Here is a 24427-nt window from a genome sequence, read left to right as displayed (position 1 = left end):
GGCCGCCGCGCGTGGCGAGGGCTACGGCACCAACCTGCTCAACGAACCCCAGCGCGTCGAGGGCGGCAAGCTGCCGCCGCCGCTGCTGGCCATCCTGCCGCTGGTGGTGGTGGGCGTGGCCAACTTCTGGCTCACGCGCATGATTCCGCTCTGGTATGGCGAGGCCAACAGCGTGTCGCTGCCGGGGCTGGCCAAGCCGGTGGAGACCAAGATCGCCAGCGTGACGGCGATCTGGGCGGTGGAGGCGGCGCTGCTGCTGGGCATCGTGGTGGTGCTGGTGACCGCGTTCGGCGCGGTGCGCTCGCGCTTTGCCGAAGGCACCAAGGGCGCCGTGGGCGGCGCGCTGCTGGCGTCGATGAACACCGCCTCGGAGTACGGCTTCGGCGGCGTGATCGCGGCGCTGCCGGGTTTCCTGGTGGTGAGCGACGCGCTGCGCAGCATCCCGAACCCGCTGGTCAACGCGGCGGTGTCGGTGAGCACGCTGGCGGGCATCACCGGCTCGGCCTCGGGTGGCATGAGCATTGCGCTGGCGGCCATGTCGGACGTCTTCATCCAGGGCGCGCAGGCCGCGCAGATCCCGCTGGAAGTGCTGCACCGCGTGGTATCGATGGCCAGCGGCGGCATGGACACGCTGCCGCACAACGGCGCGGTGATCACGCTGCTGGCCGTCACCGGCCTCACGCACCGCGAGTCCTATCGCGACATCTTCGCCATCACCGTCATCAAGACGATGGCCGTGTTCTTCGTGATCGCCGTGTTCTACCTGACCGGCCTCATCTAAGGAATTTCTCATGACGAACCTGCAAGGCAAGACGGCACTGATCACCGGCTCCACCAGCGGCATCGGCCTCGGCATCGCCCTCACGCTGGCCGAGGCCGGCGCCAACATCGTCCTGAATGGCTTTGGCGACGTGGACGCGGCGCTCGCCGCGATCGAAGCCGCCGGCGCGCGCGCCGTGCATCACCCGGCCGACATGCGCCGTCCGGACGAGATCGAAGCCATGGTCGCCCTGGCGCGCGAGCGCTTCGGCGGCGTCGACATCCTCGTCAACAACGCCGGCATCCAGCACGTGGCGCCGATCGAGGCGTTTCCGGTCGACAAGTGGGACGACATCCTCGCGATCAATCTCACCTCGAGCTTCCATACCTCCCGGCTGGTGTTGCCGGAGATGCGCACGCGCAACTGGGGGCGCATCGTCAATATCGCGTCGGTGCACGGCCTGGTGGGGTCGGCGGGCAAGGCGGCCTACGTGGCGGCCAAGCACGGGCTGGTCGGCCTGACGAAGGTGACGGCGCTGGAGACGGCGCGCACCGGCGTCACCTGCAATGCGATCTGCCCGGGCTTTGTGCTGACGCCGCTGGTCGCGCAGCAGATCGCCGATATCGCGGCGCGCGACGGCATCACCACGGAAGCGGCGCAAGCCCGCCTGCTATCCGACAAGCAGCCGTCCGGCCAATTCGTCACGCCGAAGCAACTCGGCAACCTGGTGCTGATGCTCTGCTCGCCGTTTGGGGACGAAGTGCGCGGCGCCGCATGGGCTGCCGACGGTGGCTGGACCGCGCAATAGGGCTGCCATCGCACCTTGCGCGATACCTCGCGCAGCACACGCCCCATGCAAAAAACGCGCTCCGGAAGGGCGCGTTTTTTGTTGGGCGACGGTTGAGTATTCGCCGCATGGTGGGAGCGAAAAATGCCTTTTGCAGCGCAATTTTCCGCGCCGCGACCGACCGAAGCTGACTTCGAATTCAGGGTTTATACTGACCCGGCATCGCGCCGGATCGGTCCCCAAATGGCTGGCTGACCCGACCGGATGAGGTGCTTCCGCCGCCCTATCATGAACAAACGCTTTCTCCTTTTCTGCGCCACGGCCTGGACCGCAGCCGCCATCCTGATACTCGGACAAGACTCCGTTGCCCTGGAGGCGCTGAGCGGCGTGATGGTGCTGGCCGGCTTCGACCTGCTGCGTCCCTGACGGGAACCAGCACAGCCACCCCGCGCACACCGCGGGGCATGGTTTTGCTGCTTTGCAAGAATTCACGCGGCATGCGCGGCGAGATATGGCGGTTTGGAAATCGGGGAGCTACGCTTATTGTTGGCCCGTGCGCCCTGCGCGCGCGATGATTTCAATGAACTGGCAGGAGGTATCCATGAAGTTGATCACCATGGCTTTGGCAGTTGCGGTTTTCGTCCCCGGGATCGCAAGCGCGGCGGGTCCGGCAAATCCTGCCGACCGTTACGACTACAACATGCGGACGACCAACAAGGACGGCTACGTCCCCGATCCGGCCCGCGCCACCAACAAGGATGGCTACGTCCCTGACACCGCGCGCTCGGGGGACAAGTTCGATCCGTACACGCAGGGCGCGAAGCAGAGCACGTCGTCAGCGCTGACGGATACGAAGAGCACGACCAAGAAGTCCGGCAAGTCGCACAAGAAGGCGCCGGCTGCCGCCGCCGCCACGCAGTAAGCCGCAATTTTTGCCACGGCACGAGAAGCCCCGCCTTGTGCGGGGCTTTTCTATTGCGGTCGGGCCAGACGCGCCTCAATGCGTCCGATCAGCCCTTCCATCCAGCCGCGTAGCAAGCGGTCCGACGCCATCAGCGCCAGCGAGCCGGCGATCACGCGGTAGACCTTGCCGCGACGGATTTTCGAGACCCTGGCCGGGTCGAGCCATGCGTCGTTGTCGACGAGCAGCAGCAGCGTTTCCAGGCCGATTAGGATCGGCCACAGGCAGGCCAGCCGCAGGCGCGGGCTGGTGCGCGGAATGGCCAGCGTGTACGCCATCGCCGCGCGGAAATGGTCGAGCGCCACGCGTACCAGATCGAAGAGCATGGGTTGGGCGCGGCGGGAGTTGTTCGCATGCAGCAGATCCCCCGGCTGCAGGCCGAAGCGCGCGAGCACCGCCGTCGGCAGGTAGCAGCGGCCGATGCGCAGGTCCTTGCCGCAGTCGCGCAGCACGTTGACCATCTGCAGCGCCTTGCCGAAGCGCACGCCGCGATCCAGCATCACGGCAGGGTCTTCCTTCAGCGTGCCCGGCAAATGGGCGTACGTCATGGTCGTCCAGAACTCGCCCACGCATCCCGCCACCAGATAGGTATAGCGGTCGAGGTCGGCCATGCCCGGCAACGCCACGACTTGCCCGGAGCGTTCGTCGGGGAACGTGCGCAGATCGAACTCCATGCCCTCGGTGAGCGTGGTCACGATGCCGCGCACGGCGGTGCGGTCCGATTCGTCAAGCTGCGCCAGCACGTCCAGCGCGGGCCCGAGCGACTCCAGCAGGACTTTCTCGTCTGATAGCGTCTGCTGGCTGGCGACCTCCGCGATCAGGCGCTGCGCCAGCGCACCGTGGTCGCCGATGCCGTTGACGCGCTGGCGCAGCATGAGCAGCAGGTCGAGCCGTTGCGCCGGCGGAATCAGCGACGTGTCCGCGATGGTGTCCGCCGCGCGCGCCAGCAGGTAAGCGAGGCCCACCGGATCGCGCATGCCCGCGGGCAGGATCCGCAGGGTGAGGTAGAACGAGCGGGAAACCCCTTTCAGCAGCGGGCCCAGCAGGAAGGCCCGGTTCGGATTTGGCATGGAGCGGTCAGGACACGATTGGACGGATGCGGCAAGAGGCGCATTGTAGCCGCCAGCACTGTGTCCCCGGCATCCCCGGCATCCCCGGCGTCTTCGGTATCGGCACCTGGACGGCGTAGTCATCGCCATGGTCCCCTGAAGTGCCAACTGGCGTGGCGTGCGCGCCACGTCGGGAAACTCCGCATTCCGGCCGGAAATCCAGTCCGGGCGCGGCAGTCTGACCAGTCCGGGAAGGGAAGGGTCCACCTGCGCATTCCGGCGCGCACGCCGTCATGGCAATGTCACGGCAAGGCGCGCATAATTTCCTGTATCTGGGCTCAAGGATTGACACTGATGCGCGTGACGATTCGAACCACGACGATTCCCGGATCCCGCGACCGGGCCGCATTGCACCAGGCGGCTGTCTACCTCAATACCGAGGAGGACGCCACGCCGCTGATGGTCAGCGACTGGAGTCAACGTGAACCCGAGGCATTTCTGGCCGCCCAACGCTGGGCCCGCAGCCAGGACTATCTGATCTCCAATCCCCGGACTGGCGCGTACTACGGCGGCCGCAACGCCCGCTGACCGCTTCTGCCTGCTTCCGTCCCCAACGACGTTCCGTGAAACGCCTTCTGTTGTCGTGCCTGTTGCTGGCGATGTCGGGCCCCCTTTGGGCCGATGCAAGCCTTCTGGAAAGACTGGTTGGCGGCTTCTCGCGGGACGGGCTGTGGAAGAACGTGCAGGCACGTTGCCTGACGCCCCCGGCGCCGACGCACGCTGACTGCGTGGTCGTGGATCGCCAGCAGGGCTTTGTGCTGTACAAGGACGCCATCGGCGCATCCCACTACCTGATCATTCCCGACCAGCCCGTCACGGGCGTGGACGATGCCCGCATCTGGGGCGATGCCGTGCAGCCCAATCAGTGGGCATTTGGCTGGGACGCACGCGGCGCCGTGGCCCGCGCGGTCGGCAAGCCATTGCCCGATACCCTGCCGGGCCTCGCGATCAATTCGAAGGCCTCACGCAGCCAGGACCAGCTTCACATCCATCTCGATTGCATCAGCGAGGCTGCCCGGGATTTCCTGTCGGGCGGCAGCGGCACCATCGATACGCGCTGGCGCGACCTGCGCTTCCGGGGCCGGCCCGTGCGCGCGATCCTGATCCCCGCGACGCAGCCGACGCTGGCCGTCAATCCGTTCGACGTGGTCAGGCAGGGCCAGGACGCGCCGGTCACCGCCGGCATGGCCGACCGTGGCGTGTTCATGGCGTACGTCCGGCAGCCCGGCGGGGTCTCCGGGTTTGTCGTCGTCGACGATCCGGTGGACAAGGCGGCCGGCAGCACCGGCCATGCCAGCGACTTCCTCGACCGGGGCTGCAAGCTGGCCCGTGCGTTGCCGGCCGATGCGCGGCCTGCCGAGGGGGTGTCGACCGTCAGGGTGCCAGCCGACGGCGCGCAGCATGCCGGCGACCGGCAAATCGGCGGGCAACAAATCGGCGCGCAACCAATTGGCGCGCAACCAATTGGCGAGCGGGAGGCCGCACCCGCGCGCTGACGGGCGCCCCCAGCCTTGCGCCGTCCGATCCGTTTCAGCGGACCTCGGGCGGCAGCGGAATCCACTCGTAGCCCGTGCCGTTCTTCTGCTTCTGCACATAGCCGATGCCGGGGAACGCCAGGTGCGCGGCGGCGGCGGCGTAGCCATCCTTCGCGGCGGCGTCGAAGGCCAGCTTGCGCTGGCGCACGGCGTTGCGCGGATCGACGTCGAACTTGATGGCCACGGCCGGATGCGAAAACTGCACGGCCGCCACGTGGATCAGGTCCCCCCAGAACACCATTTTCTTGCCCTTGCTTTCGAGCACGTAGATCGTGTGGCCGGGCGTATGGCCGTGGGTGACCACGGCGCGCAGGGTCGGGGCCAGGTTCGTATCGCCGGAGAATGTCTGCAGCTTGCCGGCGGCACGATACGGCGCCAGCGCGGCAGTCGCGGACTCGAAGAAGCCCTTGTCGTCGCCGGTGGCGCGGCTCAGGTTGGCTTCGCTGAGCCAGTAATCCACTTCCTGCTGGTCGGCGCGCACCACCGCGTTCGGGAATACGCGCTCGCCGTGACGGAGCAGGCCGCCGACGTGGTCCGGATGCAGGTGGGTCAGGTAGATTTCGTCGACTTGTTCGGGCTGGTAGCCGGCGGCTTTCAGGTTGTCGGCCAGCTTGCCCAGTGTGGGGCCGAAGAACTGCCCGGCGCCTGCATCGATCAGGATCAGCTTGCCGCCCGTGTTGACCAGGAAGCCATTGAAGGAGGTGGGCGTGGGCACTGCCAGGTGGTGGTACGCCAGCGCCTGGCTGATCCGTTCCGGGCTGATGTTCAGCAGCAACTGGTCCACCGGCAGCACGGCGGAACCGTCCGACAGCGCGGTGATTTCCGCATCGCCGATCTGCGTGCGGGCAAAGCCCGGCGATGCGCCGCCCACTTGCGGCGCGGCGGCGCTGGCGGTCAGGGAGGCGGCGGCAAGCGTGGCAGCGGCCAGCGCGCGGCGAAGCGTGCGGATCATCGGTGTCTCCAGGAGGATGAGGGCGTGCGCCCTGCTTGCGCAGGCCGCATCGTCAATGCGTCAGAAATTGTGCCGCATGCCCAGCGCGAACGTCTGCGGGTCGGCCCCGGCACGGATGCCCAGCTCGTTGATCGCGAAATCGTAGATGGCATTGCGCTTGTTGTCGATGCGGCTGTAGTAGGCAAACAGCGCGGTACGTTTCGACATCGGATAGTCGTAGCCCACGGTCAGCTGCGTGGCGCCGGTTTCCGCGCCGCTCCGGAAGAAGCCGATGGTGTCGACGGACGACCCCGAGCCGTTGGCGGCGAACGCAAAGCCGATCCGCACGCTGCCGGGCCCCAGCTTCTGCACCAGCGACGTGTAGTACGCGTTGCGCTGCAGGTCGCCGGTGTCCGTGCGGTAATGCAGGTGTTCATAGACCGCCGCGATGCGCGTGCCGGTGAACAGCTGGTAGGCCACGCCGACTTTCAGCGCGTCGTCGTTGCGTCCGGCAGCCTGGTAGTGCTGGTGGATCTCGTAGGCCAACGTGGCATTCAGCGGGCCACGGTCATAGACCGCCGCGGCCGAGTACAGCGCCGGATTGCGCGGCACGGTGGTCTTTTCTTCCGGCAAGCCCCAGCCCAGCCACAGGCTCACGCCGCCCCATTGCGGCGAGCGGTACTGCAGGATGTTCTTCTGGCGCCGGTCGAAGGAACTCGTGTCTTCCACGTTGTTCGAGCTTGACGTCGAACCGTTGCTGATCAGCGCCATGTAGCCGGCGGTGGTCGGGTAGTACGGGTCGTACGCCATCGTCGATTCTGTGTAGGGCGTGTGCCAGTGGCCCATGAACAGCAGGCCGTAGTCGCCCTGCAGGCCGACGCGCGAATTCCGTCCGGCGATCTGCCCTTGCCCGGTATCCATCGACACATTGCTTTCGATCTGCCAGACCGCCTTCAGCGTGCCGCCGAGATCTTCCTCGCCGCGCAGGCCAAAGACCGAGCGGTTATTGGTCTGGCGCACCACGCTGCCCAGCGCGGTGCCATCCGTGGCGGTGCTGGCACGGCTGTATTCAATGGCGGTGTTGATGCGGCCATAGACGGTGACGCTGCTGTCGGCCAGGGCCGGTGCGCTGGACACGGCCAGGCAGAGCGCCGCCAGCCGGGCGCGGGGTGTGGGAGGGCGTGGCATCGGAGCGGAAGGCTGCGTGGCGTTGGATGTCAGTGCGGGATGTCAGTGCGCGGGGCGGTCGGATTCCGGCGCTTTGTCATCGGGGGCATCGCGCCGGGCGACCAGTGTTGCCGGCGGCGGCGTCCCGGTGATCTTGGGGACGCATTCGGTCCGGAACCACGCGGTCGTCACGGGCTCGCCGGCCATCATCCGCTTGATCGGCGGCACCACCTGTTCGCCGATCAGCATGCCCAGCAGTCCGATCAGCGCCACGGCCGGCGGCGCGGGTGAACGGACCTGCATCAGCGCGTAAATAATGCCGACCAGGATGCCGGCGCCAAGGGAGACAAGGTAGACCTTCATCGGAAACTCCATGCGTGGATAGCGATGAGAGCATGGTAGGTGCTTCAGCCCGGCGCGACTACGCGTCAAACGCCGAGCACAGTGTTCGTGAACCGCAAGCGATGGCGTCAACGGGGGGATTGCCGAGGCCAGCGAGGCTGGCGCCGTCGGGGTGAGCGGGTGGCCAGCGCTAGCGCACGAAATGCGGTGGGATGCCGGCATCCACGTTGATCCACACCGAGCGCGCCTCGGTGTAGTCGCGCATGGCCTCGAAGCCCATTTCGCGGCCATGGCCGGATTCGCCCATGCCGCCGAACGGGCTGGCCGGGTGAACGCGCTTGCAGCAGTTTATCCAGCACATGCCTGCGCGGATGTCGCGGGCAAAGCGATGTGCGCGCGACAGGTCGCGCGTCCAGAGCCCGCTGCCGAGGCCGTGGGGCGTGTCGTTGGCCATCGACAGGGCTTGCTCGTCATGGCAAAAGCGCGTCACCGTCACAAACGGGCCGGACACTTCCTCCTGCGCCTCCTGCGCCGCGCGGTGCTGCGGCTGCGCTTCCACCAGCGTCGGCTCGACATAGAACCCGTTGGCCAGTGCCGCATCGTCGGGCGCCTTGCCGCCGGCGATCACCCGCCCACCCTGGCTGCGCGCGATATCGGCGCAATGCAGGATGCGATGGCGATGCGTTGCCGAGATCAGCGGCCCCATCTCGGTCTCGGGGTCCATCGGGTTGCCCAGACGGATCGATCGCGCCAGTGCGGCAAAGCGCTCAAGGAACGCATCGGCGATCCTGTCATGCACGATCAGCCGCGCCCCGCCAATGCAAGCCTGGCCGTGATGGTGGAAGATGGCCCACGCGGCACCCTGCACGGCGGCGTCCAGGTCGGCGTCCTCGAACACGATGTTCGCGCCCTTGCCGCCGAGCGCCAGCTGCACGCGCTTGAGATTGCCGCGCGAGGCTTCCACGATGCGGCGCCCGGTTACCGTCGACCCGGCAAACGCAATCTTGTCCACGTCCGGATGGTTGGCCAGGCGCTGGCCGGCCGTGTTGCCGTCGCCCGTCACGATATTGACCACGCCCGGCGGAAAACCGGCTTCGGCCACCAGTTCCGCCACGCGCAGCGCGGACAGCGGCGTCAGCTCCGACGGCTTGAACACCACCGTGTTGCCGGCGGCCAGCGCCGGGCCCATCTTCCAGCCCGTGAACATCAACGGGAAGTGCCACGGCGCGATCTGCCCGACCACGCCGATCGGCGCGCGCACCACGTAGTTCAGGAAGCCCGTCTCGACGGGGATGACGCTGCCTTCGCACTTGTCCGCCATGCCGGCGAAGTAGCGGAAGCAGGCGGCCGTGCGTGGCACATCCAGCGTGCGCGTGTGGCGGATCGGGTGGCCGGTGTCACGTGATTCGAGCCCCGCCAGGTTTTCGCGGTCGGCCTCGATGGCGTCGGCGAGCCTGCCCAGCAGCCGGCCGCGCTCGCTGGCGGCCATGCGCGACCAGGCCGGCTGCGCCCGCCGCGCGGCGGCGATGGCCACGTCCACGTCGAGATGCGAGGCTGCGGCGACTTCGGTGATCAGGCTCCCATCGTGTGGGTTGACCACCGGGAGCGTTTCCCCATCGAGGGCATCGACAAATCTGCCATCGATAAAGAGCTGGTTCTGCATTGCACTGTCTTCCTGTCGGATGGGCGACGCGCGCGCACCCGTGCGTGGGGGGTGACGCCATCTTGGACAGGCAGGCGCGTGTGATCAACAGCGCAGCCGCGATTGCTCAATTCGCGGTTCGCAAATGATCAGTTGCCGGGCAGCCAGCCGCGTTCGATCAGCGGCACGTCCCAGGGTGGGTCGCCCTGGAAGCAACTGGCGAGAAAGTCGACCAGCACACGCACCTTGAGTGCCTGCCGTTGCGTGGCCGGATAGACCGCCGAAAACGATAGCGGCGGCAGCGCGTAGTCCTGCAGCACGGGTGCCAGCGTGCCGGCCATCAGCTCGTCGCCAGCCACCAGGCTGGGCAGGCAGACGATGGCGGCGCCGGTCAGGGCGTAGTCGCGCAGCAGATGCACCGAGTTGGTCCGCATCTTGGCGCTCAGCTCGACTTCCGTGGTGTTGCCGTCCTTGAGGAATTTCCATTTGTTGCGCGTCGGGTAGGCCGAATACAGGGCCACCGGCAACATCGTCAGGTCGCACGGCTGCACGGGGGCGCCGTGTTTTTCCAGATATTCCGGCGCCGCGCAGAACATGCGGCGGACCGTGAACAGCCGGCGCTCGATCAGGGAATCATTCGGGGCCGGGAAAATCTGGAACGACACATCAACACCGTCCTCGATCGGATTGCCCACGCGGTCGTTGACTACCACGTCGAGTTCGATGTCGGGATATTTTTTGGTGAATGCCGTCAGGATCGCCGCGAAATGGCGAATGGCGAATCCCGGCAATACCTGGATACGCAGCCGGCCCACGGGGGAGGCCCGCAGGTCGCGCATCTGGTCGGTCAGGTCGGAGAGGTCGGCCACCATCTCCGCGCAGCGGCGGTAGTACGTCTCGCCCACCTCGGACAGCCGCACGTGCCGTGTGCTGCGGTGGAAAAGCGGCGCGTTGATGTGCTTTTCCAGTTGCTGCACGCGATGGCTGATCACGGAATTCGTCACGCCGAGCTGGCGGGCGGCCTCGGCAAAGCTCAAGGTGTCGGCCACGCGAACAAAGGCCTCGAAGCTGAGGAAGCGATCCATCTGTGAAACCACCAGTGTGAAATGTTGTGAAGCGACGCGTTCAGGCGTCGATCGAATGCTAGCATTATGACCGGTCAACGAACAAGGATTAATTGGATTAAATTGATTCGTGCAGTGTTGCCTTTGTATCAACCATTTAATTATGGCGCCGGTATTATCTCGGTCGCCTGAGATATCGCGCGCGAGCGCGAATCGTTTGATTATCTTAATAATGGCGTGCGTATTATTGTCGCCATTATCTTCCGCCTATGCCCGGGGGTATCCGGCCAGGCCGGTCACGGTGATCGTGCCGTTCGCACCCGGGGGGGTGGTCGACAAGACGGCGCGGCAAATCCAGGACGGCGTCAGCCAGCGGCTGGGCCGGAGCGTGGTGATCGAAAACCACGGCGGGGCGGGCGGGACCATCGGCTCGGGCATCGTCGCGCGCTGTGCCGCCGACGGCTACACGTCGCAGCGGCTGGCGGAAGATGGCTTCGAGGTTGTGGCCGGCGGTCCGGATCAGATGAATGCGCTGGTCGGCATGGACATGGCTCGCTGGGCGCAGGTTGTCCTCCGCCGCGCGATACCACTTCAGTAGAAGTCCGGCGACTCAGCGGCCAGCAGGCAACCCCACGCCCAGCAGGTGCCGCACGCGCGGTGGCTGGGCGCCGGTGTGGTAGCGCGTGACGTCGCGCTGCAGGTCGGCGTCGGCATTGGGCACGCGCTGGTGCTGGCGCAGGTGCTCGGCCCAGGATTCCACGAGGAACCACTCGGTCAGCAGTTCCGGATCGGCCGGGTCTTCCATGACGCCCCAGTTGAACGCGCCGTCGCGCAGGCGTTCTTCGGACAGCTTGTGCACCGCACGCAGGAAGGCATCACGGTCCTGCGCGGCGATGCAGTATTCGATCAGGATCATCACCGGCCCCCGGTCGTGCGCGATTTCTCCCGCCATCTCCGGCTCCGGCCAGTGGCGCGCGGGGCCCAGGTCCTCCTCGCCGCGCGGCAGCCGCATCCGGTGGAGCACCAGCGCCGCCACCATCAGCCCGGCTGCGGCGATCAGCAGACCGCGCGGCGTGCCAAGCTCCTGCGCAACAAAGCCCCAGACCAGGCTGCCCGCCGCCATCGCGCCGTTGAAGACCATCTGGTAGACCGCCAGTGCGCGGCCTCGCACCCAGTTGGGCAGGATCGCCTGCGCCGCGCCGCCCAGCGTGGTCAGCGCCATGATCCACGCGGCGCCCAGCAGTAACAGCAGCGGCAGCGCGATCCACACCGGCGGCGCGGCGGACAGGGTTGCCATGACCAGCGACGTGACAATGGCCGAGAGCAGCACCAGTCCGTCGGCATCGAGGCGCCGCTGCAGGCGCGGCATGATCAGCGCGCCGAGGATCGCTCCCATGCCGACGGCTCCCAGCAGCACGCCATACAGGCTGGCGCCGCCGTGCAGCAGCTGCCGGGCCACGAGGGGCAGCAACGCCCAGACGCTGCTGCCGAAAGCGAAATGCACGGCGGCCCGCGCCAGCACCACGTGCAGCTTGCTGTGCGCCCGCGTGAAACGCAGACCGGCGCGGAACGCGCCGAAGAAGTGTTCGCGCAGCGGATCGGTGGCGCGCACGGGACGCTTCCACCAGAGCAGCGCGCCGACCACGAAGACATAGCTGACCAGATCGAAGCCATACGTGGTGGCCGCGCCGAAGGCCGCCAGCAGCAGGCCGCCGGCGGCGGGGCCGATGGCGCGGGCGATGTTGACGCCCAGTGCGTTGAGCGCCACGGCGCGCTTCAGGGTGTTCTGCGGCACCAGTTCCGGCACGATCGATTGCCACGTCGGCCCCATCATCGCCGCGCCAATCCCGCCGAGGAACGCCATGCCGATCAGGATCTCGATGGTCAGCGCCTGCCGCGAGGCCAGGATCATGAGCGTGCCGCTGACCATCGCCATGCCGAACTGGATGGCGATCAGGAAGCGCCGGCGATCGAGGATGTCCGACAGCACGCCGGCGGGAATCGCCAACAGGAATACGGGAAGCGTGGCCGCCGCCTGGATGGTGGCCACGGCGGCGGGCGATGTGGAGAGATCCGTGGCGAGCCACGCGCTGGCCACGTCGCGCATGAAGCTGCCAATGTTGCCGAGGATCGTCGCGACCCACAGGACGGCGAACGTGCCCTGCGCCAGCGGCGCGAAGGTGCCGCCCCCGGTGGGCGTGGTTTTCGCGGTGTCGGCGGCGGGGCTGGTCATGAGGCTCAGCCTCCGGAGCCGGATCGGACGCGCAGGTCGTGCCAGGCGACGAGCAGGAAGCCGCCGACGAGACCCAGATGCTCGAAGAAGGCATTGGCCAGCATGAACTGCGCCTCGGGCGGCGCCTGCCAGAAGCGATTGGCCATGAATGTCGCGGCCAGCGTGAAGACGCCCAGCGCCAGCGCGCCGAGCCAGCGGTAGAAGCCCGTCAGGATCATCAGCGACGCGCCCAGCTCCAGCACGATCACCGCCGCCGCCATCGGTGCCGCGGGCGACAGGCCGAAGTGCTGCATTTCGGCGATGGCGCCGGAGAAGTCGAACAGCTTGACGAATCCGCCCTGCAGGTAGGCCGCGCACAGCAGCAGCAGCGCCACCCAGCGCAGCCAGCGCGGCAGGCGGTGGGTGCCGTCGCCGGACGTGGCCAGCGGAGAGTTCGTGGGGGTCGTAAGGTTCATGGCCGTCTCCGTTCTCGCAAGGTCATGCAATGACAACGCCACACAGCGCTCAGAACGCCCAGCACGAGCAACCCAGCGCGCCCCAGAAGCTGCTTTCGTCGGAGGTCGGCACGCTGGAGGTCCACGCCTTCGCGTGCGCATGGCCGTGCACGCCGCAGGAACTGGCGCAGCCGCAGGTGGTGTTCAGCGCCATTTGCTTTGCCTTCGTCTGCGGGCGCGGCTGGTACTGGCTGCCGTGGCGGGCCGGCGACCAGTCCGGCATGGCCGGCGGAATCTCCGGAGACAGCTTGCCGAACTCGCTGTCGCCATACACCACCTTGCCGCCGAGGATCGTCATCACCGAGGTGATGTCCTGGATCTCGTCGCCCGGCACCGCGAAGTAGTCGGCCGACAGCACCGCCAGGTCGGCCAGCTGGCCCACCTTGATCTGACCCTTCTTGCCCACTTCCGACGAGAACCACGTGTTGGCTTCGGTCCACAGCCGCAGCGCCGTGTCGCGGTCCAGCAGGTTGGCCTGCGGATACATCGACATGCCGCCGACGGTCTTGCCGGTGGTCAGCCAGTACAGCGACACCCACGGGTTGTAGGACGCCACGCGCGTGGCATCGGTGCCGGCGCCCACCTTCACGCCGCGCTCCAGCATGCGCTTGACCGGCGGCGTGGCTTCGGCGGCGCGGGCGCCGTAGCGCTCGACGAAGTACTCGCCCTGGTACGCCATGCGGTGCTGCACGGCAATGCCGCCGCCCAGCGCGGCAATGCGGTCGATGTTGCGATCGGTGATCGTCTCGGCGTGATCGAAGAACCAGTTCAGGCCGTCGAACGGGATGTCCTTGGCGACCTTCTCGTAGACGTCCAGCGCACGCGTGATGGTCTCGTTGTAGGTGGCATGCAGGCGCCACGGCCAGCGCTTTTCCGCCAGCAGGCGGACCACGGGCTCGAGGTCGCCCTCCATCGACGGCGGCATGTCGGGGCGCTCGACGCGGAAGTCCTCGAAGTCCGCCGCCGTGTAGACCAGCATCTCGCCGGCGCCGTTGTGGCGATAGAGGTCATCGCCCTGGCCCGGCTGCACCGTCGACGTCCACGTCTTGAAGTCGCTGAGTTCTTCCTTCGGCTTCTGCGTGAACAGGTTGTACGCCAGCCGCACCGTGAGCTGCCCGTCCTTGTGCAGTTCCTCGATGATGTTGTAGTCCTCGGGGTAGTTCTGGTATCCGCCGCCGGCATCGATCACGCCGGTCACGCCCAGCCGGTTCACCTCGCGCATGAAGTGGCGCGTGGAGTTCTTCTGGTACTCCGGCGGCAGCTTGGGCCCCTTGGCGAGCGTCGCATAGAGAATCGTCGCGTTCGGCTTGGCCAGCAGCAGGCCGGTGGGATTGCCAGCCTTGTCGTGCACGATCTCGCCGCCCGGCGGGTTCGGCGTGTCCTTGGTGTAGCCCACCGCGCGCAGCGCCGCACCGTTGAGGATCGCGCGGTCATACAGGTGCAGGATGAACACCGGCGTGTCGGGCGCTGCCGCGTTCAGTTCCTCGATGGTCGGCAGGCGCTTTTCGGCAAACTGGTGCTCGGTGAAGCCGCCCACCACGCGCACCCATTGCGGCGCGGGCGTGCGGGCAACCTGGTCCTTGAGCATGCGCATGGCATCCGCCAGCGAGCGCACGCCATCCCAGCGGAGCTCCATGTTGTAGTTCAGGCCGCCGCGGATGATGTGCATGTGGCTGTCGATCAGCCCGGGGATGGCACGCCGGCCGTTCAGGTCGACGACCTTCGTCTGCGCCCCGGCCAGCTTCATGATGTCCTGTCGCGTGCCGACGCCGACGAAGCGGCCATCGCGCATGGCGACGGCGTCCGCCTGCGGGTTGGCTTTGTCGAGCGTGGCGAACTTGCCGTTGACGAGGATGAGGTCGGGCGTGGTGGGGGACATGGCGAGGATCTCCGAGGAGGCTGCCGCGCCGAGCGCGGCGGCGGAGGCGATGAATTGGCGGCGGGTAACGGACATGGGGCTTGGAGGCACGCGCCGGGCCTCCGTGCGCGGGCAGCAGGAATGTGTTGCGGGAAAAGCCCAGGTGGCGTGCATGCTGCACACCGCCTGGGCCCAAGGCCGACTTGCGGCCGATTCGTGATTTGGTCTTGTGACCTGGCTTTGTAGCTTACTTCGCCGGCACTGCCGCGATCGCCTCGTGTGGCGTGGCGGTGCGTTGCGCGGCCTTGTGCACCATCGTGTAAGCGTAGTCCACGCCCATGCCGTAGGCGCCGGAGTGCTCCTTGACCAGCTTCATCACTTCGTCATACGTATCGCGGTGCGCCCAGTCGCGTTGCCACTCCAGCAGGACCTGCTGCCAGGTCACCGGCACCACGCCGGCCTGGATCATGCGCTGCATGGCGTAGTCATGGGCTTCCTTGCTGGTGCCGCCGGAGGCATCGGCCACCATATAGATCTCGTAGTCGCCTTCGGCCATGGCGCACAGCGCGAAGGTGTTGTTGCAGACCTCGGTCCACAGGCCGGACACGACGACCTTCTTGCGGCCGTTGGCCTTGAGCGCGTCGCGCACCTTCTGGTCGTCCCACGAATTCATCGAGGTACGCTCCAGCAGCTTCTGGTTCGGGAACACGTCCAGCAGCTCGGGGTAGGTGAATCCCGAGAACGACTCCGTTTCCACCGTGGTGATCGTGGTCGGGATATTGAAGATCTTTGCGGCCTTGGCCAGGCCCACGGTGTTGTTCTTGAGCACCTGGCGGTCGATCGACTGCACGCCGAAAGCCATTTGCGGCTGATGATCGATGAAGATCAGCTGGCTGTTCTGGGGCGTCAGGACTTCGAGTTTCGGGTTGGACATTTGGGGCTCCAGGGTCGGGAAAATTTGCGGTCAGGGTTGGTGACCACCGTCGTCGCGTCTCCGCGTCGGCGTCGCCGTGGCGTCTGTGAATAGTAGGTAAGTCCTCCCGGTTCGACTACGGAGCCAACGCCAAGCACAGTGTTTGTAGTTTTCGATCAATGGACGGTGGCGATTGCCCGGATACCAGACGCGGGAAGGTGCGGTGGCCATGTCGTGCGAGACATTCAGCCACCCTTTGCATGTGTTGACGTCGGCACAATGTCCCCCCTTCGGCGGGGAACGACGCGTAAATGCTGTCTTTTCATTTATATTGGCGCCGCCTTTAGCCGTAGAAGGGTCGACTCGCCCCGCTCTCCATCCGCGCGGCGAGTTCAGAACAACAATGAACAAGGCGAATGGGAGCAAGCACAAAATGGGTCATGACTCCAGATCCGGCGCGTTGCGCCGCCGGCTGAGGTTCGGCATCGCCGCACTGGCGGGCATGGCGGCAACCGGTCATGCCGTCGCCATGGAGCCGGCAGCCATCTTCGAGAAGCGCGCCGCAAGTGTGTGGACGCTCAACGTCCTGGACGCGCAGGGGCAAAGCCTGCGCAATGACAGTGCCATCGTCATCGGACCAGACCAGCTTGTCACGGCGTGCGACGCGCTGGCGCGCGGCAAGTCCATCAGCGTCTCCCGGGAGCGCACCGTGCTGGGCGCACGGCTGGTGCATGCCGATGTGGAGCGCGACGTTTGCCTGATCGAGGCGAAGGGCCTGCCGGCGCCTGCCGTGCAGATCGCGCCGGCTGGCTCGCTGAGAGTGGGCCAGCGTGTGATCGCCATTGGTGCATCGGGGAGGGACCTGACGCTCGGCGACGGGCTGGTGGCGACGCTGGATCGCGACGATGCCGGCAATATCAAGCGGATAGGACTGACTGCCGCGCTGGCGCAGCGCGCTGGCGGCGGCGGGGTCTTCGACATGGAGGGGCGCCTCGTCGGTGTGCGCGATCTGGACGACGCCCAGGGGCAGCGTCCGCCGGGCGCGGTGCCGGCAGCGTGGATTGCCGAAGCCCCCACGCGCGCGGTGGCCGCGCTGGCGGCGTTTCGCGCGGCCAACGTTGCGGCCGCCGCCGCTCCCGCTCCCGCGTCGCCATCAGGCAGCAGCCGTCGCCTGACCGGCAGCGAACTGAGCGCGCACGTCGCCAAGCTCGGGCGCATCACCGTCTACGCGCCGTCCGGTACGGCACTGAACATGAACTTTGCCGCCAACGGCGGGTTCTCGGTGGAGAACACGCGGACGCGCCAGTACTCGGGCGGGCGCGTGCGGGTGGCACAGGATGCCAACGAAGTCTGCCTGCTGGTCAGCAATCCGAAGTTCGATGACATGCATGCCTGCTACCGAGTGTTGAAGACCGGCGAGACATTCCGCATGCAGTCTGTTGCGAGCCCCTATCACTTCACCTACGCGCGCGGGGATCTCTGAACATGGTGCGATTTCGATTTTCCCGTAGCGCGCCCGTGTGCGCGCTGTTGCTGGCGGCGCTGACGCTGGGCGCCTGTTCGATGCGGACCCGCGTCAATTCCAGCCGCGCGCCCGAGTATGAGCAACGCCCGTCGCGCATCTACGTTGTGACCGGGGCGCAGATGGGATATGGCCGGCCGTTTGCGACGGCGTTCCGCGCCAAGTTCCAGGAGCTGGCGTCCCAATGCGGCGTGGAGGCGCAGTTCGAGAGTCCGGCGGACCCGGCGCTGGATCAGGCCGGTCAGCTTGCCCGGGCCAGTGCGAACCGGGCCAACGCGGTGTTGCGCATCACCGGGGCCGCCGGCAGTGCCACGCAGAGCCGCGTGGTGTTCGGCGCCACGCTGGACGACGTGCGCTCGTCACGCAATGCGTGGCGGGGCAGCTTCACGTTCGAGCGCGGCCATCCCGACGTGTCCCTGGCGGAACGCGGCATGGTGTTTGCCGCGGACGTCAGCAACAGCCTGAAGAAAGACGGCATCCTTGCCGGCTGCAGCATGGTGTCGGTTGGCAGGGATGGCCGGATCGATCCGACCATCGCCAGCGTCCAGCGCGCGCCGGCTGCTGCGGCAGCCAGTCCGGCCGGCACCACGCGCGCGGCCAACCTCCCTCCCGGCACGCCGGTTTCGCCAGGCGGAACGACGCTACGCGATTTGCAGGATTTGTTGCCGGCGCGCGAATAACGGGTGCTTGTCGCGCATGCAGGCCGCGTAGAATAGTGGCCTGCACCTTCAGGACGATGGCGTTCGCGCCCCCCGCCATCGTCGGACTCGGACCGTCGGACCGTCGGACCGACCGCGGTCCGTGCGCGCCGGGCGCAGCATGTCCCCCATCCTGACGAGCCTCCGAGTTGAACACCCCGGCCAGCGACCGGCGCGATCGCCCCCATCCTTCGAATCTTGCGCAGGATGCCGTGTCCGCCAGTTCCGATGTCGTCGCCCGACGCGGCATCGCCCTCCTGACTTTCGCCTTCATCCTGAGCCAGTTCTACCGCAGCTGCCTGGCGGTGATGGCCCCCGAACTGCAGCACGACTTCGGGCTGTCCCCGGCCGGTTTCGGCGCACTGTCCTCCTGTTTCTTCCTGGCCTTCGCGGTGGCGCAGATTCCCGTCGGCATCGCCTTCGACCGCTTCGGCGTGGGCCGTCCCACGGCGCTGCTGCTGGGCGTGGGTGCGGCATCGGCCATCGGGTTTGTGCTCGCGCCCAGCGGCACCGTGGCCATGCTCGCGCAGATGGGGCTCGGCCTGGCCTGTGCGCCGGTGTTCATGGGGCTGCTGCACTATGCGTCGGAGCAGCTCTCCGAAAAGCAATACATGCGGGTGGTCAGCCGATCCAATGCGATGGGCATGATTGGCGCGCTGTGCGCCACGGCGCCGCTGGGCTGGGCCTCGCAATGGATGGGATGGCGCCCCGCGATGGCGCTGTCGGCCGTCTGCATGGTCGGGGCCTGCTATGGCGTGTGGCGCTTTGTCCGCGACGAGGGCCATGCCGAGGCACGTCACGTGCCGATGGGCGCGATGCTGGCCGGGAGCGCGAAGCTGCTGGCGCTGCGGCCGTTGTGGACGTTGATTCCGCTATGCGTGGCGATGGCCGCCGGCACGGCATTCCGCAATGCGTGGAGCGGACCGTATCTCGCCAATGTCTATGGTCTGAATGCCGGCACGCGCGGCGTGGCGCTGACGTTGCTGAGCCTTGCCGGCTTTGCCACCGCATTCCTCCTGCCGGTGCTGGTGCGCGGCAGCTCGCTCAAGGCGACGATCGGCGGCTGGGCCTGCCTGGCGATGTCGGGTGGCATCCTGCTGGCGATCTGGCCGGACACCGGCGTCGCCGCCGCCGTCGCGCTGATGGCGCTGCTGTCCACCATCGGCATGCTGCATCCGCTGGTGATGGCGCAGGGCCGTGCGCTGATTCCCGCACCGCTCCGGGGCCGCGGCCTGGGCCTGCTGAACACGTTCGTGTTCCTGGGCTCGGCGCTGACGTCCTGGGGCTTCGGCCTGATCGCCAACGCCGGGCATTTGGGCGGATGGACGGTGCCCGGTACCTATGCGGCGATCTTCCTCTCGGCCGTGGTGCTGGTGGCGCTGTCGCTGGTGCCTTATATCTTTAGCCCCACCGGATTGCCGCCAAAGGCGCACCGATAAGAGGCACTATCAGAATGATTCTGGCGTCGTTGCGCGGCCTTGCCGTACCACTTGTACTGTCTGCGGCCGCGCGCCTAGCCAGAACCGCTATCGCTTCATTCTGATAGCGCCTCCCGGCCCACTTGGTTCCCTCCTTAGTCTCCCAGTCCCTTCGGGTTTTCCCTTAAGTTCTTCTTGCTGCTGCCGTTAGGGTATCCAACGTCCGTATGTGCTGACATTCAGGCGCAGTGCGGACAAAGGAGCGGCCGGGTGCCTTCTGGCGCCACGGCATGCCACTCACCCGTGAATCAGGTAGAAGACATGAAGAATCTCGGTATTGGTGTACGCCTTGGCATCGGCTTTGGCGTGGTCTTGCTGTTGTGCACGCTCATGACGGTGCTGGGCGTGCTGCGCCTGCAGGAAGTGGCCGGACGTACGCACGAGATGATGCAGCAGCCGCTGGCGAAGGAGCGCCTGGTCAGCGACTGGTATCGGCTGATGTATGCCAGCGTGCGCCGGACCACGGCCGTGGCGCGTAGCAGCGATCCCACGCTCGGCAAGTTCTTCGCCGCCGAAACCAAGACGTCCGCCGATACGATCGCGACGCTGCGCGACAAGATCCAGCCGATGCTGACGTCCGATGCGGAGAAGGCCGCATTCCAGAAGATCCTGACCGTGCGCAACCCGTACAACGACTCGCGCGACAAGATCACCAAGCTCAAGCAGGATGGCCTGACCGACGACGCCAACAAGGTCCTGGAGGCCGAGTTCGTGCCGGCCGGCGACGCCTACCTGGGCGAGATCCAGAAGCTGCTCGATATCCAGCGCGAGTCGATCGACAGCACCGCCGAAGAGATCAACCGCATCTACCAGACCGCCCGCAACGGGCTGATCGCGCTGGGCATCGTGGCGCTGGCGATCGGCGTGGCCTTTGCCTGGTGGCTGACGATCGGCATCACGCGCCCGCTGCACCGCGCCGTGGGCTTTGCCCGCACCGTGGCCGCCGGCGACCTGACCAGCCGCATCGATTCGGACAGCACGGACGAGACCGGCCAGCTGCTGGACGCGCTGCGCGAGATGAACGACAACATCCTGGGCATCGTGCGCGAAGTGCGTAACGGGACCGAGTCCATCGCCACCGGCACCAGCCAGATCGCCGCCGGCAATACGGACCTGTCGCAGCGCACGGAAGAACAGGCATCGTCGCTGCAGGAAACCGCATCGAGCATGGAAGAGCTGACCAGCATCGTGCGCCAGAATGCGGACAGCGCCAGGCAGGCCAGCTCGCTGGCCGTGAATGCGTCCGAAGTGGCAACGCAGGGCGGCGAGGTGGTGGGCCAGGTGGTCCACACGATGGAAGAGATCAATGTGTCGTCGCGCAAGGTGGTGGACATCATCGCCGTGATCGAAGGCATCGCCTTCCAGACCAACATCCTGGCACTGAATGCCGCCGTGGAAGCGGCGCGTGCCGGCGAGCAGGGCCGCGGCTTCGCGGTGGTGGCCGGCGAAGTGCGCAGCCTGGCGCAGCGCAGCGCCACGGCCGCCAAGGAGATCAAGTCGCTGATCGGGGATTCGGCCGAGCGCGTGGAGAAGGGGTCCCAGCTGGTGTCGCAGGCTGGCCTGACCATGGAGCAGATCGTCAGCGCCGTGAAGCGCGTGACCGACATCATGGGCGAGATCAGCGCGGCATCCGCCGAGCAGAGCGCCGGCATCGAGCAGGTCAACCTGGCCGTCACGCAGATGGATACGGTGACGCAGCAGAACGCGGCGCTGGTGGAGCAGGCCGCTGCGGCGGCGGGCTCGCTCGAAGAGCAGGCCCAGCGTCTGAAGGAAGCGGTGTCGACGTTCCGGCTGGCGGCCTGACCGCTGCCGCCACGTCGCGGTCGTTGCCGGCTACGGGGCCTTTGGCGGGACCATGGCGCCCCGGGCCGGTAGCTGGTCCGCATGCTGCATGGACGGCATCATGTTGCTGTTCAGGTGGAACATCACCCACAGCGATCCCGTCAGCGTGATGACCACCAGCACCAGCGTGAACATCAGCGACAGCATGTTCCAGCCGCCTTCCGAGTGCGCATTCATGTGCAGGAAATAGATCATGTGCACCACGATCTGCACCGCGCCCAGCAGCAGGATGACGATGGCCGTGGTCGACGTCTTGTCGAACACCTTGGCCATCACCAGCCAGAACGGGATCGCCGTCAGGAACACCGACAGCACGAATCCCGTCAGGTAGCCGCCCAGCGTGGCGTGCGGCCCGATCTCTTCATGATGGTCGTGGCCGTGCCCGCCGGCGTGGCCCCCCAGCGTGTCCTCATGCGCGCTCATGGCAGCGATCCCATCAGGTAGACGAAGGTAAAGACGCCGATCCACACGACGTCCAGGAAGTGCCAGAACATCGACAGGCACATCAGCCGACGCTTGTTGGCCGCGATCAGGCCATGCTTGCCGACCTGGATCATCAGCGTGATCAGCCACACGATCCCGAACGTCACGTGCAGCCCGTGCGTGCTGACCAGCGCGAAGAACGACGTCAGGAACGCGCTGCGCTGCGGCCCGGCGCCTTCGTGGATCAGGTGCGCGAATTCGTACAGCTCCACGAACAGGAACGCCGCGCCCAGTACGCCGGTAATGACCAGCCAGATCTGCGTCGGGGCCACCCGGTTCTGCTGCATCTGCAGCATCGCAAAGCCATACGTGATCGACGACAGCAGCAGGAACGTGGTGTTCAGCGCCACCAGTGGCAGATCGAACAGCTCGGCCCCGCTGGGCCCGCCGGCGTATTCGCGCCCCAGCACGCCGTAGGCGGCAAACAGGCAGGCAAAGACCAGGCAATCGCTCATCAGGTACAGCCAGAACCCGAGCAGCGTGCCGTTCTGCGGATGATGTTCCTCCGTCAGGTAGAACTGGTATTCGGCGGGCTGTGCGCTGCCGGGCGCCCCGGCGCCGCCCGTGGAGAGGGGGAGGGTCGTGTCAACCATGGCCGGCCATCAGGGTGGTGCGCGAGGCTTCCGTCCGGACCACGTCCTCGGCCGGAATGTAGTAGTCGCGCTTGTAGTTGAAGGTATGGATGATGGCCGCGATCAGCGTGGCCGCGAAGGACCCCACCACCAGCCACCAGATATGCCAGATCAGCGCAAAGCCGCAGAGGGTGCTGAGGCCCGCCAGGATGATGCCGGCGGCGGTGTTCTTCGGCATGTGGATGGGGATGAACCCTTGCTCTGGCCGCCGGTAGCCGTACTGCTTCATCTGCCACCAGGCGTCGGCATCGTGGACCAGCGGCGTGAACGCGAAGTTGTACTGCGGCGGCGGCGAAGAGGTGGACCATTCCAGCGTGCGGCCATCCCATGGATCGCCGGTGGTGTCGCGCAAGGCGTCGCGGCGGCGGAAGCTGACGAAGAGCTGGATCAGGAAGCACCCGATGCCCAGCGCGATCAGGAACGCCCCGAACGCGGCCAGCTGGAACCAGATCTGCAGCGAGGTGTCCTCGAAATGGTTCATGCGGCGCGTCACGCCCAGCAGGCCCAGCCAGTACAGCGGCATGAACGCGAAGTAGAAGCCGACAAACCAGAACCAGAACGAGCACTTGCCCCAGAACGACACCAGCCGGAAGCCGAAGGCCTTGGGAAACCAGTAGGTGATGCCGGCCATCAGGCCGAACAGCACGCCACCGATGATCACGTTATGGAAGTGGGCAATCAGGAACAGGCTGTTGTGCAGCGAGAAGTCCGCGGGCGGCACCGCCAGCAGCACGCCTGTCATGCCGCCGATCACGAACGTGATCATGAAGCCGACGGTCCACAGCATCGGCACCTCGAAGCGGATGCGGCCGTGGTACATCGTGAACAGCCAGTTGAAGATCTTGGCCCCGGTCGGGATCGAGATGATCATCGTCGTGATGCCGAAGAACGAGTTGACGCTGGCGCCGGACCCCATCGTGAAGAAGTGGTGCAGCCACACCAGGTACGACAGCACGGTGATCACCACGGTGGCGTACACCATCGACGCGTAGCCGAACAGGCGCTTGCGGCAGAACGTGGCCACCACCTCGGAGAACACGCCGAACACCGGCAGCACCAGGATGTAGACCTCGGGGTGGCCCCAGATCCAGATCAGGTTCACATACATCATGGCGCTGCCGCCCTGGTCCGCCGTGAAGAAGTTGGTGCCGGCGTAGCGGTCCAGCGCCAGCAGCGCCAGCGCGGCGGTGAGCACCGGAAAGGCGGCGATGATCAGCACATTGGTGCACAGCGACGTCCACGTGAAGATCGGCATGCGCATCAGCGTCATGCCCGGCGCGCGCATCTTGACGATGGTCACCAGCAGGTTGATCCCCGATAACAATGTGCCGATCCCCGCCACCTGCAAGGACCATATGTAGTAATCGACGCCGACGTCCGGACTGTGGAGGATGCCGGACAGTGGCGGATAGGCCAGCCACCCGGTGCGCGCGAACTCGCCGATGAACAGCGACATCATCACCAGGATGGCGCCACCCGTGGTCATCCAGAAGCTGAAGTTGTTGAGGAAGGGAAATGCCACGTCGCGCGCGCCGATCTGCAGCGGCACCACAAAGTTCATCAGCCCCGTCACCAGCGGCATGGCCACGAAGAAGATCATGATCACGCCGTGCGCGGTGAAGATCTGGTCGTAGTGGTGCGGTGGCAGGTAGCCGAGGTTGTCGCCGAACGCCACGGCCTGCTGCAGCCGCATCATGACCGCGTCGGCAAAGCCGCGCAGCAGCATCACCACCCCCAGCACGATGTACATCACGCCGATCTTCTTGTGGTCGATGCTGGTGAACCACTCGCGCCACAGGTAGCCCCAGGCGCGGAAGTAGGTCAGCGCCCCCACCAGCGCCAGCCCGCCGAGCACCACGGCGGCGAAGGTGGCTAGCAGGATGGGTTCATGCAGCGGGATGGCCTCCCAGGAGAGGCGGCCAAACATCGTCGTGGCGAGATCGGAGCGCTCGGGCATGGTCGTTACCTGGGCCGGT

Annotated in this window: 23 protein-coding genes and 1 pseudogene; 11 read left to right on the top strand and 13 right to left on the bottom strand. The window is 66.6% G+C overall.

Annotated features, from left to right (window positions below; all coding sequences use genetic code 11):
- From BLR29_RS29280 to BLR29_RS29265, 4 genes and pseudogenes are all read left to right on the top strand, one after another.
- Nucleotides 1–781, top strand: a pseudogene (locus tag BLR29_RS29280) (GntP family permease); the annotation flags it as partial.
- A gap of 10 nt (nt 782–791) precedes the next feature.
- Nucleotides 792–1568 carry a 3-hydroxybutyrate dehydrogenase gene (locus BLR29_RS29275; protein WP_092142775.1) on the top strand — a complete coding sequence of 259 codons (777 nt, stop codon included), beginning with the start codon at nt 792–794 and terminating at the stop codon, nt 1566–1568.
- Nucleotides 1569–1835: 267 nt separating this feature from the next.
- Nucleotides 1836–1973 carry a hypothetical protein gene (locus tag BLR29_RS32615; protein WP_092142773.1) on the top strand — a complete coding sequence of 46 codons (138 nt, stop codon included), beginning with the start codon at nt 1836–1838 and terminating at the stop codon, nt 1971–1973.
- Between the two features lie 175 nt (nt 1974–2148).
- The gene (locus tag BLR29_RS29265) at nt 2149–2469 is read left to right on the top strand and encodes a hypothetical protein (protein ID WP_092142798.1); all 321 of its coding nucleotides are present in this window, start codon (nt 2149–2151) and stop codon (nt 2467–2469) included.
- A gap of 50 nt (nt 2470–2519) precedes the next feature.
- Here the strand turns inward: BLR29_RS29265 and BLR29_RS29260 are convergent, their stop codons facing one another.
- The gene (locus BLR29_RS29260; protein WP_092142771.1) at nt 2520–3578 is read right to left on the bottom strand and encodes a phytoene/squalene synthase family protein; all 1059 of its coding nucleotides are present in this window, start codon (nt 3576–3578) and stop codon (nt 2520–2522) included.
- Between the two features lie 333 nt (nt 3579–3911).
- On the opposite strand from BLR29_RS29260, the gene BLR29_RS29255 reads away from it, so the two are divergent.
- Nucleotides 3912–4145: a CDP-diacylglycerol pyrophosphatase gene (locus tag BLR29_RS29255; RefSeq protein ID WP_092142769.1), complete on the top strand. Its 234-nt coding sequence runs from the start codon at nt 3912–3914 to the stop codon at nt 4143–4145.
- Nucleotides 4146–4180: 35 nt separating this feature from the next.
- A complete protein-coding gene (locus BLR29_RS29250) occupies nt 4181–5113 on the top strand; it encodes a CDP-diacylglycerol diphosphatase (RefSeq protein ID WP_092142766.1) in 933 nt (310 codons plus the stop codon).
- A gap of 34 nt (nt 5114–5147) precedes the next feature.
- Here BLR29_RS29250 and BLR29_RS29245 read toward each other — a convergent pair whose 3' ends face one another.
- From BLR29_RS29245 to BLR29_RS29225, 5 genes are all read right to left on the bottom strand, one after another.
- The gene (locus tag BLR29_RS29245) at nt 5148–6104 is read right to left on the bottom strand and encodes an MBL fold metallo-hydrolase (protein ID WP_092142763.1); all 957 of its coding nucleotides are present in this window, start codon (nt 6102–6104) and stop codon (nt 5148–5150) included.
- Between the two features lie 60 nt (nt 6105–6164).
- The gene (locus BLR29_RS29240; protein WP_092142760.1) at nt 6165–7271 is read right to left on the bottom strand and encodes a porin; all 1107 of its coding nucleotides are present in this window, start codon (nt 7269–7271) and stop codon (nt 6165–6167) included.
- 42 nt (nt 7272–7313) lie between these two features.
- Complete coding sequence (locus BLR29_RS29235) at nt 7314–7613, bottom strand: XapX domain-containing protein (protein ID WP_092142757.1); 300 nt, start codon at nt 7611–7613, stop codon at nt 7314–7316.
- A gap of 169 nt (nt 7614–7782) precedes the next feature.
- Entirely contained in the window at nt 7783–9255 is a 1473-nt protein-coding gene (locus BLR29_RS29230; RefSeq protein ID WP_092142754.1) for an aldehyde dehydrogenase family protein, read from the bottom strand.
- A 128-nt stretch (nt 9256–9383) separates the two neighbouring features.
- Nucleotides 9384–10319: a LysR family transcriptional regulator gene (locus BLR29_RS29225; RefSeq protein ID WP_092142751.1), complete on the bottom strand. Its 936-nt coding sequence runs from the start codon at nt 10317–10319 to the stop codon at nt 9384–9386.
- Between the two features lie 226 nt (nt 10320–10545).
- Between BLR29_RS29225 and BLR29_RS29220 the strand changes: the two genes are divergently transcribed.
- On the top strand, nt 10546–10896 hold the full coding sequence (locus tag BLR29_RS29220; RefSeq protein WP_255371498.1) for a tripartite tricarboxylate transporter substrate-binding protein: 351 nt from the start codon (nt 10546–10548) through the stop codon (nt 10894–10896).
- Between the two features lie 12 nt (nt 10897–10908).
- Here the strand turns inward: BLR29_RS29220 and BLR29_RS29215 are convergent, their stop codons facing one another.
- The 4 genes from BLR29_RS29215 to BLR29_RS29200 all read right to left on the bottom strand — a co-directional run bounded on the left by BLR29_RS29215 (nt 10909) and on the right by BLR29_RS29200 (nt 15817).
- The gene (locus BLR29_RS29215) at nt 10909–12531 is read right to left on the bottom strand and encodes an MFS transporter (RefSeq protein WP_092142745.1); all 1623 of its coding nucleotides are present in this window, start codon (nt 12529–12531) and stop codon (nt 10909–10911) included.
- Between the two features lie 5 nt (nt 12532–12536).
- Nucleotides 12537–12986 (bottom strand): DoxX family protein, encoded by a 450-nt coding sequence (locus BLR29_RS29210; RefSeq protein ID WP_092142742.1) that lies wholly within the window; start codon nt 12984–12986, stop codon nt 12537–12539.
- A gap of 49 nt (nt 12987–13035) precedes the next feature.
- Complete coding sequence (locus tag BLR29_RS29205; protein WP_092142739.1) at nt 13036–14979, bottom strand: amidohydrolase; 1944 nt, start codon at nt 14977–14979, stop codon at nt 13036–13038.
- A gap of 151 nt (nt 14980–15130) precedes the next feature.
- The gene (locus BLR29_RS29200) at nt 15131–15817 is read right to left on the bottom strand and encodes a hydrolase (protein ID WP_092142736.1); all 687 of its coding nucleotides are present in this window, start codon (nt 15815–15817) and stop codon (nt 15131–15133) included.
- A 412-nt stretch (nt 15818–16229) separates the two neighbouring features.
- On the opposite strand from BLR29_RS29200, the gene BLR29_RS29195 reads away from it, so the two are divergent.
- The 4 genes from BLR29_RS29195 (at nt 16230) to BLR29_RS29180 (ending at nt 21297) form a co-directional block, all read left to right on the top strand.
- Nucleotides 16230–17279 carry a S1 family peptidase gene (locus BLR29_RS29195; RefSeq protein ID WP_176861092.1) on the top strand — a complete coding sequence of 350 codons (1050 nt, stop codon included), beginning with the start codon at nt 16230–16232 and terminating at the stop codon, nt 17277–17279.
- Nucleotides 17280–17281: 2 nt separating this feature from the next.
- Complete coding sequence (locus BLR29_RS29190) at nt 17282–17998, top strand: hypothetical protein (RefSeq protein WP_092142729.1); 717 nt, start codon at nt 17282–17284, stop codon at nt 17996–17998.
- 230 nt (nt 17999–18228) lie between these two features.
- On the top strand, nt 18229–19455 hold the full coding sequence (locus BLR29_RS29185; protein ID WP_092142795.1) for an MFS transporter: 1227 nt from the start codon (nt 18229–18231) through the stop codon (nt 19453–19455).
- 300 nt (nt 19456–19755) lie between these two features.
- Nucleotides 19756–21297, top strand: a complete 1542-nt coding sequence (locus tag BLR29_RS29180; RefSeq protein WP_092142725.1) for a methyl-accepting chemotaxis protein — start codon at nt 19756–19758, stop codon at nt 21295–21297.
- 30 nt (nt 21298–21327) lie between these two features.
- Here BLR29_RS29180 and cyoD read toward each other — a convergent pair whose 3' ends face one another.
- The 3 genes from cyoD to cyoB are packed head-to-tail and all read right to left on the bottom strand — an operon-like array spanning nt 21328 to nt 24408.
- Nucleotides 21328–21759: a cytochrome o ubiquinol oxidase subunit IV gene (gene cyoD / locus BLR29_RS29175; RefSeq protein ID WP_092142722.1), complete on the bottom strand. Its 432-nt coding sequence runs from the start codon at nt 21757–21759 to the stop codon at nt 21328–21330.
- Nucleotides 21756–22412, bottom strand: coding sequence for a cytochrome o ubiquinol oxidase subunit III (gene cyoC / locus BLR29_RS29170; RefSeq protein ID WP_092142719.1), 657 nt, complete (start codon nt 22410–22412; stop codon nt 21756–21758). Before cyoC ends, cyoD begins: the two co-directional genes overlap by 4 nt.
- Nucleotides 22405–24408: a cytochrome o ubiquinol oxidase subunit I gene (gene cyoB / locus BLR29_RS29165; RefSeq protein ID WP_092142715.1), complete on the bottom strand. Its 2004-nt coding sequence runs from the start codon at nt 24406–24408 to the stop codon at nt 22405–22407. The genes cyoC and cyoB overlap by 8 nt, the downstream gene beginning before the upstream one ends.
- Between the last annotated feature and the right edge of the window lie 19 nt (nt 24409–24427).

Origin of the sequence: Cupriavidus sp. YR651 (genome assembly GCF_900101625.1) — a bacterium.
Lineage (GTDB): Bacteria > Pseudomonadota > Gammaproteobacteria > Burkholderiales > Burkholderiaceae > Cupriavidus.
The sequence above is the reverse complement of the archived record's forward strand: the minus strand, read 5'-3'. Positions and strand labels throughout refer to the sequence as shown.